The organism is Mycobacterium sp. 4858, from assembly GCF_900240975.1.
Taxonomy (GTDB): domain Bacteria; phylum Actinomycetota; class Actinomycetes; order Mycobacteriales; family Mycobacteriaceae; genus Mycobacterium.
On the sequence record NZ_LT968775.1, the window covers coordinates 333,373 to 345,170 of the forward strand.

Here is an 11,798-nt window from a genome sequence, read left to right on the forward strand (position 1 = left end):
TTGAGTTGCGGAGCTCGAGCGGCTCTTTGTCCCTGACAACACCCCGTTGACGGATACTGCGAACGACTCGCCTCCCCGCCAACCCGTTTCGCTTCGACGCCGGGCTAATTCCTGGACGGTGGTGGTTGGGGTCGGAAGGGGTCGTACCACCACCATTCGGCGCGTTCGCCGATCGGTCCCGGGCACGGCGGGACGGCGGGCGGCGGTTGGGCTCAGTGTGCGCCCGGCGCCGTCGTTGAAGGTGAGATCGGGTGCGGGTCCCACGATGGTGATGCCCCCGGAGTGGTGCAGCCGGTGGTGATGAGGACAGACCAGCACGAGGTTGGTCAGCTCGGTGGGGCCGCCGTCTTCCCAGTGCCGGATGTGGTGGGCGTGCAGACCGCGGGTGGCGCCACAGCCGGGAACTGCGCACGAGCGGTCGCGGTGCTCCAGCGCGCGGCGCAGTCGCCGGTTTATCAGGCGGGTGGTTCGGCCGGCGCCGATGGGCTGGCCGTCGCGGTGGAACCACACCTCACAGGTGGCATCACAGGTCAGGTATTGGCGCTCGGCGTCGGTGAGCAGCGAACCCAGATGCAGAGCCGCGGTGCGCGTTTCAGCATCGACGTGCACCACCACGGTGGTGTGCTGTCCGTGGGGCCGGCGGGCCGCCTCCGCGTCCCACCCGGCCTCGACCAGGCGCATGAAGGCCTCGACAGTGCCCGGCAGCGGCGGCGCGCTTTCCGACGCTCCGTCGGCGCGGTCGTGCTTCCATTCGGCGATCAGCGCGTCCTGGTGCGAGGCCAACGCGGCGTCGAATTTCGCGGCGTCCGGAGGCGGGAGGGTGATCCGATAGCAGCTGCCCTGCTCGGTGGAAGTCTTCCTGAACGAGCGCTCGGGCTCGCGCCGGGGTTCTGGGTCAGGGCGCGGTTCGAGGCTGATCGCGGTTCGCAGCTGGTGCACCGTGGCCACCCGCGCCAACTCCGCATAGTGCGCGTCGGAGCCGTCGCCGGCGCGTGCGGCGATGATGCCGACCTGGTCCAGCGACAGCCGCCCGTCGCGCAGGCCCTGGGTGCAGCGGGGGAAGTCCTCGACCCGGTGCGCGACGGTGGCGATCGTGTGCGCGGTGGTCGACGACAACCCCAGCTTCCAGGCCACCAACGCCGCGACCGAGCGCGCGCCGGTCATGCCGCACAGCTCATCACGCTCGATCTCGGCGACCAGGTCCACGATGCGCCCATCGATGGCATTGCGCTGGCCGGCCAACTCCGCCAACTCCTCGAACATCACCTCCAAACGCTCGGCAGGGCTCACTGCCACAGCGCTAGCCGGTGCGGTGGAAGACATGGACCCATCATCGCAGCGGGGTACGACGGGTTTCGGCTGCCGATTTCGCGCTCGGACTGACCTTCGTCACCTCAAGCGGACAACCTGATTGGCCCGAAACTGCAGGCCCGGGGTGGTAAGGGGACCAAGGACCAATAATGCGCGATCGCACTCATCGCCGGACTACTCCACAGTCCCGACTCCTTCCACAGGGCCGCCGACCTGGACACGGTTTGAGCCGCTCTTGCCCGCCGGCCCGTCGGTGGCGCCGAGCTCAATGGCAACCAGGACGGGCGGTGACGCGTTCGCCGCCCAATAGCAACCGAGAAGGGATCAGCCAATGTTTGAAACACCGCTAACGGTCGTCGGACACATCGTCACCAACCCCGAACGGCGACAGGTCGGCGCGCAGGAAGTGATCAAGTTCCGCGTCGCCAGCAATTCCCGGCGACGCATGGCCGACGGCGGCTGGGAGCCCGGCAACTCGCTGTTCATCAACGTCAATTGCTGGGGCAAGTTGGTCACCGGCGTCGGCGCCGCGCTGGGCAAGGGCGCACCGGTGATCGTGGTGGGCCATGTGTACACCAGTGAGTACGAAGACCGCGACGGCAACCGCCGCTCATCACTGGAGATGCGTGCCACCTCCGTCGGGCCCGACGTGTCGCGCGCGATCGTGCGCATCGAGAGGCCGGGCTACACCGGCCCGACTGCCGGCGAAGCCACCAAGCCACCCGCGGATGCGGCCGGCGCCGCTGGTGAGGACGCCGATTGCGACGGCAGCATCGAGTCCGCGGGAACGGGACCGCTGCCGATGTCGGCTTAGCTGCGGAATCCGGCCCCCGGGTGATGCCTAGGATGGTCGCGAGAACTCTCTGAAAAGACCAGAAAGGCACAACCGCGGCATGGCTGAGTTCATCTACACGATGAAAAAGGTCCGCAAGGCGCACGGCGACAAGGTGATCCTGGACGACGTCACGTTGAGCTTCTATCCAGGCGCCAAGATCGGTGTCGTCGGCCCCAACGGCGCCGGCAAGTCGAGCGTCTTGCGGATCATGGCCGGGCTGGACAAGCCGAACAACGGCGAGGCGTTTCTGGCCACCGGCGCCAGCGTCGGCATCCTGCAGCAGGAGCCGCCGCTGAACGAAGAGAAGACGGTGCGCGGCAACGTCGAAGAGGGGCTCGGCGACATCAAGGTCAAGCTGGACCGCTTCAACGAGGTCGCCGAGTTGATGGCCACCGACTACTCCGACGAGTTGATGGAGGAGATGGGCCGGCTGCAGGAGGAGCTGGACCACGCTGACGCCTGGGACCTCGACTCGCAGCTCGAGCAGGCGATGGACGCGCTGCGCTGCCCGCCTCCGGATGAGCCGGTGACGAATCTGTCCGGTGGTGAGCGGCGCCGCGTGGCGCTGTGCAAGCTGCTGTTGTCCAAGCCCGACCTGCTGCTCCTCGACGAGCCGACCAACCACCTGGACGCCGAAAGCGTGCAGTGGCTGGAACAACACCTGGCCGCCTACCCGGGTGCGGTGCTGGCGGTGACCCACGACAGGTACTTCCTGGACAACGTCGCCCAGTGGATCCTCGAGCTCGACCGCGGTCGTGCCTATCCCTACGAGGGCAACTACTCGACCTACCTGGAGAAGAAGGCCGAGCGGCTCTCGGTGCAGGGCCGCAAGGACGCCAAGCTGCAGAAGCGGCTCACCGAGGAGCTGGCCTGGGTGCGGCAGGGGGCCAAGGCGCGGCAGGCGAAGAACAAAGCCCGCCTCCAGCGCTACGAGGAGATGGCCGCCGAAGCGGAGAAGACGCGCAAGCTCGACTTCGAGGAGATTCAGATCCCGGTCGGGCCGCGGCTGGGCAACCTCGTCGTCGAGGTCGACCACCTCGACAAGGGCTACGACGGGCGGACCCTGATCAAGGACCTGTCCTTCACCCTGCCCCGTAACGGCATTGTCGGCGTCATCGGCCCGAACGGTGTCGGCAAGACGACGCTGTTCAAGACCATCGTCGGGCTCGAGCAGCCGGACAGCGGCACGGTCAAGGTCGGCGAAACCGTCAAGCTCAGCTACGTGGACCAGTCCCGCGCCGGTATCGATCCCAAAAAGACCGTCTGGGAAGTCGTTTCCGACGGGCTGGATTACATCGAGGTCGGCCAGAACGAGATCCCGTCACGGGCCTACGTCTCGGCGTTCGGCTTCAAGGGCCCGGACCAGCAGAAGCCGGCCGGCGTGCTGTCCGGCGGCGAGCGCAACCGGTTGAATCTGGCCCTCACGCTGAAAGAGGGCGGCAACCTGCTCCTGCTCGACGAGCCGACCAACGACCTCGACGTCGAAACGCTGGGTTCGCTGGAGAATGCCCTGGAGAAATTCCCGGGCTGCGCCGTGGTGATCTCCCACGATCGCTGGTTCCTGGACCGCACGTGCACGCACATCCTGGCCTGGGAGGGTGACGAGGACAACGAGGCCAAGTGGTTCTGGTTCGAGGGCAACTTCGGTGCCTACGAGGAGAACAAGGTCGAACGGCTCGGTGCCGACGCGGCGCGGCCGCACAGAGTGACCCACCGGAAGCTCACGCGCGACTAGTGTCAGCTGCGCAGCCCCGACGAAGCGGCCCCGATGGCCGCGGTGGGGGCGTCCCCGTTGCGGGCAGAGTGGGCGGTTGAGCACAGTGGCATGTGTATGAGTTGGGAGCCATCGGCATGACGATCGATCCCGGAGCGAAGCAGGCCCTCGAGCCGTGGACCGCCTTCACCCAGCAGCAGGACATACCGGACTGGATCGCGCGGGCCTACATCGAGAGCTATCGCGGTCCGCAGGGCGACGACCCCGGGGCGGCGGAATCCGGTCCGATCGACCTGACGGTCCCCACCGCCATCGTGACTCCCGGCATGCTCGGCGCGCACTATCAGCTCGGCCGGCACCGCCCCTCCGGTGAGAGCCGGGTCGCGGTCTACCCGCCGGATCACCCGGCCGGATTCGGGCCCGCCCTGCAAGTCGTCACCGACCACGGCGGCATGCTGATGGACTCCGTCACGGTGCTGCTGCACCGGCTGGGCGTGCCCTACGCGGCCATCATGACTCCGGTCTTCGAGGTGCACCGCAAACCGACTGGCGAGCTGGTCAGCGTCGACTCGAAACCCCCCGGCGCTCCGCAATACGTGGGCGAGGCGTGGATACACGTGCAACTGTTGCCGTCGGTCGACAGCAAGGGCCTTGCCGAAGTCGAACGGCTGCTGCCCAAGGTCCTGTCCGACGTGCAGCAGGTCGCCAGCGACGCGGGCGCGTTGATCGACGCCCTGAGCGGGCTGGCCGCGGAGGTCGAAGGCAACGCGCAGGGCCACTTCTCGGCCCCCGACCGCGAGGACGTCGCGGCGCTCCTGCGTTGGCTGGGCAACGGTAACTTCCTGCTGCTCGGCTACCAACGCTGCCGCGTGCACGGCGGCCTGGTCTCCGGCGACGGGTCACCGGGCCTGGGCGTCCTGCGCACTCGCACCGGTTCCCGGCCCCGGTTGACCGACGACGACACCTTGCTGGTGCTGGCCCAATCGGTTGTCGGCAGCTACCTGCGCTACGGCGCGTACCCGTACGCCATCGCGGTTCGGGAGAACCTCGGCGGCGACGACGGCGTCGTCGAGCACCGCTTCGTCGGGCTGTTCACCGTCGCCGCGATGAACGCGGACGTCCTGGAGATCCCGACGGTCTCCACGCGGGTGCGCCAGGCGCTCGCCCTGGCCGACAGCGACCCGATCCACCCCGGCCAACTGCTGCTCGACGTCATCCAGACCGTCCCGCGCTCGGAACTGTTCACGCTGAGCGCCGAACGGCTGTTGGCGATGGCCAAAGCGGTAGTGGACCTGGGGTCCCAGCGGCGGGCGCTGTTGTTCTTGCGGGCCGACCGGCTCCAATACTTCGTCTCGTGCCTGGTCTACCTACCCCGCGACCGCTACACCACGCAGGTGCGGCTGCAGATCGAGGACATCCTGGTCCGCGAATTCGGCGGCACGCGGCTGGAATTCACCGCAAGGGTGAGCGAATCGCCCTGGGCCCTCATGCATTTCATGGTCCGGCTACCCGAAGATGCACCGCAGGTCGACGTCTCCGAGGACAACCGGGTCCGCATTCAGGGCCTGCTGAGCGAGGCCGCCCGCACCTGGACCGACCGGTTGATCGCCGCGGCCGCGGACGGTTCCGTCGAGCATGACGACGCCGAGCACTACGCGACCGCCTTCCCCGAGGTCTACAAACAGGCGGTCACTCCCGCCGATGCCATCGAGCACATCGCGATCATCAAAGAGCTGCAAGACAACTCGGTCAAGCTGGTGTTCTCCGAACGGGGCGAGGAGGGCGCCGCCCAGCTGACCTGGTTCCTGGGCGGGCGCACCGCATCGCTGAGCCAGCTGCTGCCCATGCTGCAGAGCATGGGCGTGGTGGTGCTCGAGGAGCGGCCCTTCACGGTGACCCGCCAGGACGGGCTGCCGGTGTGGATCTATCAGTTCAAGATCTCCACGCACCCGACCATCGCGCCAGCGACGACGACGGCCGAGCGGGAGGCGACCGCGCAACGATTCGCCGATGCGGTCACCGCGATCTGGCAGGGCCGCGTCGAGATCGACCGGTTCAACGAGCTCGTCATGCGCGCGCGGCTGAGCTGGCAGCAAGTCGTGCTGCTGCGCGCCTACGCGAAATACCTACGGCAGGCGGGCTTTCCGTACAGTCAGTCCTACATCGAGTCGGTGCTCAACGAGCACCCCTCCACCGCGCGATCGCTGGTCGTCCTGTTCGAGGCGCTCTTCGACCCCCGCCCGTCCGGGGCGTCGGCGAACCGCGACGCCCAGGCGGCGGCGGCCGCGGTCGCCGCCGACATCGACGCGTTGATGAGCCTGGACACCGACCGCATCTTGCGGGCGTTCGCCTCGCTGGTACAGGCGACGTTGCGCACCAACTACTTCGTCACGCGAGAGGGTTCGGCGCGCGCCCGAAACGTGCTGGCCCTCAAGCTCGATGCCCAGCTCATCGACGAGTTGCCGCTGCCGCGCCCCAAATACGAGATCTTCGTCTATTCGCCCCGCGTCGAAGGCGTGCACCTGCGCTTCGGCCCGGTGGCGCGGGGCGGGCTGCGCTGGTCGGACCGGCGCGACGATTTCCGCACCGAGATCCTCGGCCTGGTCAAGGCGCAGGCGGTGAAGAACGCCGTCATCGTGCCGGTCGGGGCCAAGGGCGGCTTCGTCGTCAAGCGGCCGCCGATGGCGACCGGCGATCAGGCGGAGGACCGCGAGGCCGCCCGCGCCGAAGGCATCGCCTGCTATCAGCTGTTCATCTCCGGGTTGCTCGACGTCACCGACAACGTCGATCACAAAACGAAGAAGGTGAGCCCGCCGCCCGAAGTGATCCGGCGCGACGGCGACGACGCGTATCTGGTGGTGGCCGCGGACAAGGGCACCGCCACCTTCTCCGACATCGCCAACGACGTCGCCAAGTCCTACGGATTCTGGCTGGGGGACGCCTTCGCCTCCGGCGGATCGGTGGGCTACGACCACAAGGCCATGGGCATCACCGCGAAGGGCGCGTGGGAGGCCGTCAAACGCCACTTCCGGGAGATGGGCGTCGACACCCAGACCGAGGACTTCACGGTGGTGGGCATCGGCGACATGAGCGGCGACGTGTTCGGCAACGGCATGCTGCTGTCCCGACACATCAAGTTGATCGCCGCCTTCGACCACCGGCATGTCTTCCTCGACCCCGACCCCGACCCCGCCGCCTCGTGGGAACAACGCCGGCGCATGTTCGACCTGCCGCGCTCCAGCTGGGACGACTACGACAAGTCGTTGATCAGCGAGGGCGGTGGGGTGTACAGCCGCGAGCACAAATCCATCCCCGTCAGCCCGCAGGTGCGCGAGGCGCTGGGCATCGACGGCGACGTCACCGAGATGACGCCGCCCAACCTGATCAAGGCGATCCTGCAGGCACCGGTCGACCTGTTGTTCAACGGCGGCATCGGCACCTACATCAAGGCCGAATCCGAGTCCGACGCCGACGTCGGTGATCGCGCCAACGATCCGGTGCGGGTCAACGCAAGCCAGGTGCGCGCCAAGGTGATCGGTGAAGGTGGCAACCTGGGGGTGACCGCCCTGGGCCGGGTCGAGTTCGACCTGTCGGGCGGGCGCATCAACACCGACGCCATGGACAATTCCGCCGGCGTGGACTGCTCGGACCACGAGGTCAACATCAAGATCCTGATTGACTCGCTGGTGACCGCCGGCAGGGTCGATCCCGACGAGCGCAAAGAGCTGCTGGAGTCGATGACCGACGAGGTCGCGCAGCTGGTGCTCACCGACAACGAGGATCAGAACGACCTGATCGGCACCAGCCGCGCCAACGCGGCCAGCCTGCTGCCGGTGCACGGCAGGCAGATTCAGTACCTGGTCGACCACCGGGGGCTCAACCGCGAACTGGAGGCGCTGCCGTCGGAGAAGGAGATCGACCGCCGATGCGAGGCCGGCATCGGCCTCACCTCGCCCGAGCTGTGCACCCTGATGGCGCACGTCAAACTCGGGCTCAAAGAAGAGATGCTGAACACCGAACTGACCGAGCAGGACGTGTTCGCCTCCCGGCTGCCCCTGTACTTCCCGACGCCGTTGCGGGAACGGTTCACCCCGGAGATCCGCACCCACCAGCTGCGCCGCGAGATCGTCACCACCATGCTGATCAACGACCTGGTCGACACCGCCGGCATCAGCTACGCCTTCCGAATCACCGAGGACGTCGGCGTCGGGCCGGTGGACGCGGTGCGGACGTACGTGGCCACCGACGCCATCTTCGACGTGGGCCAGATCTGGCGGCGCACCCGCGCGGCCAATCTCCCGGTCGCCTTGTCCGACCGCTTGACGCTGGATACCCGGCGGCTCATCGATCGCGCCGGCCGCTGGCTGCTCAACTACCGTCCACAGCCGCTGGCCGTCGGCGCCGAGATCAACCGGTTCGCCGCGAAGGTCAAAGACCTGACCCCTCGGATGTCGGAGTGGCTGCGCGGCGACGACAAGGCGATCGTCGAAAAGGAAGCCGCCGAGTTCGCGTCGCAGGGAACACCCGAGGACCTGGCGTACATGATCGCCGCCGGCCTGTACCGCTTCAGCCTGCTGGACATCATCGACATCGGCGACATCAACGACATCGACGCCGCCGAGGTCGCGGACACCTACTTTGCCCTGATGGACCGGCTTGGCACCGACGGCCTGCTGACGGCGGTATCCGAACTGCCCCGCAACGACCGCTGGCATTCCTTGGCGCGCTTGGCGATTCGCGATGACATCTACGCATCGCTGCGGTCGTTGTGCTTCGACGTGCTCGCGGTGGGGGAGCCGAACGAAAGCGGCGAGGAGAAGATCGCCGAGTGGGAACACCTGTCCGCGTCGCGGGTGGAGCGGGCCCGCCGCACCCTCATCGAAATCCAGGAAAGCGGGGAGAAGGATCTCGCGACGCTTTCGGTGGCCGCGCGTCAGATCCGGCGCATGACCCGCACCAGCGGAAGAGGTTCATCGAGTTGAGCGTCGGCTTCGTCGCCCCCGTACCGGTGCGCTGGTCGGACATCGACATGTACCAGCACGTCAACCACGCCACGATGGTCACGATCCTGGAGGAGGCCCGGGTCCAGTTCCTGCGTGAAGCGTTCGAGGTCGACATCTTGACCATCGGGTTGCTGATCGCCGAAGTCAAGGTGACCTACAAAGGTCAACTGCGGCTGGTCGATTCGCCGCTGCAGGTGACGATGTGGACCAAGCGGTTGCGGGCGGTGGACTTCACGCTGGGCTACGAGGTGCGCTCGGTGTCCGCGGATCCGGAATCCAAGCCCGCCGTCATCGCCGAGTCGCAACTGGCCGCCGTCCATATCGAGGAGGAGCGGCTGGTGCGGCTCTCCCCACACCATCGGGAGTATCTGCAGCGGTGGATCCGGTAGTTGACCGCGGACTTTGGCTGGGTCCACAGGACCGGGCCGCCCAGCGCAGGGATCTGGGCGCGTTCGTCGATCACGCGTTGCGTCTCGACGACGCCGCGGTCATCCGCCTCCGCAACCGATCCACAGGGCTCCTGACGGCCTGGGTGGCAACCGGTTTCGACGTGCTGGCCAGCCGTGTAGTGGGCGGCCAGGTGCGGCCCGACGACCTGTCCGTGGGCGCCGACGCCCTGGCGCGCGGCCTGACCGCGATGGATGACTCCGGCTACGTCGACCCCGGGTTCGCGATGGACTCCGCGTGGCGGGGGGCGTTGCCCCCGGACACCGGCTTCAGCCACCTCGAGGACATCCCCGCCCGGGTGATGCTGGATCTGGCGCAGCGCGGCGCGCGACTTGCCAAGGAACACGGCAGTTCTCATGGCCCGCCGGTGTCACTGCTCGACCAGGAGGTCATTCAGGTGAGTGCGCCCGACGCCAGCGTCGGGCTGCCCATGCGGTGTGTGTTCGCCTTGACCGCAATGGGTTTCCTGCCGCAGTCTCCGGACGCCGTAGGCGCCGATGAGATGATCCGGGTCCGGATCCTGCCCACCTGGCTGCGCATCGACGCGCGGTTCGGCTCGGTGTACCGGCGCCGCGGCGACCCGGCGCTGCTGCTGCGCTGAGGTGTCGAGCAGCGATCACCTCGGGTCACGTGCCGTAGACCATCCACAGCGGGAGAACCGAGTCGAGGTAATCCATGAACTTTTTCAGGCCCACGCGGTATTGCCCGTAGCCGTAGGGGTCTTCGGCGTACTCGGGGAAGGCGATGCCCAACCCGAACAGGCCGGGGGCAATGATTCCGTTCATCCGGTTGTAGCCCAGCCGGCCCCATTGGGGCGTCTCGGGCAGCTTCCGCGGCTCGAAACCGACGGTGTAGACGACGCGATCACACTCGGCGACCTTCTCGTCGAACTCCGGGCTCGACACCAGGCACCTCTCCAGCCGATCCGGCCACACCCCGTCGATGTTCTCGCGAGCCCACACCGCGGCCCGCCCCTTGAGGCCGGTGTCGTCGAACAGGATCCAATCATCCAGGTAGACCGCGTATTTGAGCGGGCTGCGGTAGAAGTTGATCACCTTGGCGACCGGACACCGCAGGAGGTGCGGCAACGCGATCATCGACGAGTGCGACGAGCCGAAGACCGCAACCGTCGCCCCTTCCAGCGGCACCTCGGCGAGCTTGTCGGCATCGAGGGCGACCTCGACCGGAATCTCCTCGATGGGGTAGTCGAGCCTCCTGGGTACCGCGCCGACCGCGAGAATCACGTTGTCCGACGCCAATTCCCTATCCCGTGTTTCGATCCGCCACCGCCGTTGCGCCAGGGTCAGCGTGCTGGCCGTCGTCTCGAATACGTGCACCCGCTGGCGCAGCTGCCCGGTCACCCATACCAACGGGTCGGCGACCAGGGCAAGGGCGCAGGTCTCCTCGGGGTCGACTTCGGCCAGCGGCGATGGCGGAGCATGTGAGAACCCAAAGGCCGCAGAGCCATTCAAGAAGCTCATAAACGTCCCGGCGATCGTGTTGCTGGACACCGACCTCCACTTACCGCCCAGGTCTCCTGCGGCGAAGGCGGGATCCACCCAGGCGATCGTGTCGGGCGGTATGCCCTGATCGAGCAGCCTTCCCACCGCCGCGATGCCCGCGGGTCCCGCCCCGATCACCGTCCACGCGTACGTCGCCATGTACTAGGTATAGAGGAGCGGCAGGCCACGCGCCGAGCCGGAAGGGCGGGATCGGATCACACGATGTCGGCGAACATCAGCGCCGTACCTGCGGCGGTGACCGTCTGGGTCACGATTTGCGCGTAGGTGAGTTTAACGGTGCGCGGCATCAGTTTCGTCCAGCGCTGCGCCACCCAGCGGTACGCCCAGAAAATCGCCACCGCGCCGAACCCCAGGGCCGCGATCCCGTTCACCATGTTGACCCAGTCCGGCGTGGGCTGGGACATGTCGTGCGTCGCGTGCTGCATCCCCGAGGCGGCGCTGTGCGCCGGCATGCTCATCGCAAGGTCGTCCGGATGCCCGGCGCGTCCCGGCAAGCTGCCCTTCATCGCCCCGTACATCCAGGCCATCGCCACCATCATCAGGGCGTAGTAATAGTTGGTCAGCCTGCCGTCGGCGGCCCAGGGCGTGTGGCCGGCGATGCCGACGAACCAGGCGCCGCCGAGCAGGAAGCACGTCGCGGCAACCATGGTCGGGATGCTCATGCCCACACCCCACGCCATCAGGATCATCACCGCCGACATCGCCAGATGCAGCAGCTGGCTCACGATGCTGGTCCAGCAGCGGCGTTGAGCGACAAGGAAATATCCGTAGGCTGCGAAGCTCACGGCGAAGAGTGCCGTCACCAGCCATCGCAACGTGTTATCCACCAACCCGCCTTTCGCCGGTGGGCTCGCACGGTGTCGGCCTAGGACCCGGAATCGGCGGTTCGATCTCGGTCATGGCACGAGAGTACCCCCACCGGGTATCTCCGCTTCGGAGGCACCCCGGCGGTTGGCCAACCCCAA

The 11,798-nt window shown here is 67.4% G+C and carries 7 protein-coding genes and 1 pseudogene; 5 read left to right on the forward strand and 3 right to left on the reverse strand.

Annotation, left to right across the window (positions count from 1 at the left end; all coding sequences use genetic code 11):
* Positions 1-104 precede the first annotated feature (104 nt).
* Positions 105-1,323 (reverse strand): annotated as a pseudogene (locus C1737_RS01635) (HNH endonuclease signature motif containing protein).
* Between the two features lie 319 nt (positions 1,324-1,642).
* On the opposite strand from C1737_RS01635, the gene C1737_RS01640 reads away from it, so the two are divergent.
* From C1737_RS01640 to C1737_RS01660, 5 genes are all read left to right on the forward strand, one after another.
* The gene (locus tag C1737_RS01640; RefSeq protein WP_067921967.1) at positions 1,643-2,125 is read left to right on the forward strand and encodes a single-stranded DNA-binding protein; all 483 of its coding nucleotides are present in this window, start codon (positions 1,643-1,645) and stop codon (positions 2,123-2,125) included.
* Between the two features lie 79 nt (positions 2,126-2,204).
* Positions 2,205-3,881 carry an energy-dependent translational throttle protein EttA gene (gene ettA, locus C1737_RS01645; protein WP_067921970.1) on the forward strand — a complete coding sequence of 559 codons (1,677 nt, stop codon included), beginning with the start codon at positions 2,205-2,207 and terminating at the stop codon, positions 3,879-3,881.
* Positions 3,882-3,997: 116 nt separating this feature from the next.
* Positions 3,998-8,842, forward strand: coding sequence for an NAD-glutamate dehydrogenase (locus C1737_RS01650; protein ID WP_102417051.1), 4,845 nt, complete (start codon positions 3,998-4,000; stop codon positions 8,840-8,842).
* Complete coding sequence (locus tag C1737_RS01655) at positions 8,839-9,252, forward strand: thioesterase family protein (protein ID WP_055400158.1); 414 nt, start codon at positions 8,839-8,841, stop codon at positions 9,250-9,252. The genes C1737_RS01650 and C1737_RS01655 overlap by 4 nt, the downstream gene beginning before the upstream one ends.
* Positions 9,240-9,911 carry a hypothetical protein gene (locus C1737_RS01660; protein WP_068096047.1) on the forward strand — a complete coding sequence of 224 codons (672 nt, stop codon included), beginning with the start codon at positions 9,240-9,242 and terminating at the stop codon, positions 9,909-9,911. Before C1737_RS01655 ends, C1737_RS01660 begins: the two co-directional genes overlap by 13 nt.
* Positions 9,912-9,936: 25 nt before the next feature.
* Here C1737_RS01660 and C1737_RS01665 read toward each other — a convergent pair whose 3' ends face one another.
* Positions 9,937-10,971 carry an FAD/NAD(P)-binding protein gene (locus C1737_RS01665; RefSeq protein WP_199182769.1) on the reverse strand — a complete coding sequence of 345 codons (1,035 nt, stop codon included), beginning with the start codon at positions 10,969-10,971 and terminating at the stop codon, positions 9,937-9,939.
* Positions 10,972-11,027: 56 nt separating this feature from the next.
* The gene (locus tag C1737_RS01670; RefSeq protein ID WP_102417052.1) at positions 11,028-11,660 is read right to left on the reverse strand and encodes a DUF5134 domain-containing protein; all 633 of its coding nucleotides are present in this window, start codon (positions 11,658-11,660) and stop codon (positions 11,028-11,030) included.
* Between the last annotated feature and the right edge of the window lie 138 nt (positions 11,661-11,798).

What these genes read in the sequence shown, in the direction of transcription:
- ettA (WP_067921970.1), top strand. Translation starts at nt 2,205, where the DNA reads ATGGCTGAGTTCATCTACACGATGAAAAAGGTCCGCAAGGCGCACGGC.
- C1737_RS01650 (WP_102417051.1), top strand. Translation starts at nt 3,998, where the DNA reads ATGACGATCGATCCCGGAGCGAAGCAGGCCCTCGAGCCGTGGACCGCC.
- C1737_RS01665 (WP_199182769.1), bottom strand. Translation starts at nt 10,971, where the DNA reads ATGGCGACGTACGCGTGGACGGTGATCGGGGCGGGACCCGCGGGCATC.
- C1737_RS01640 (WP_067921967.1), top strand. Translation starts at nt 1,643, where the DNA reads ATGTTTGAAACACCGCTAACGGTCGTCGGACACATCGTCACCAACCCC.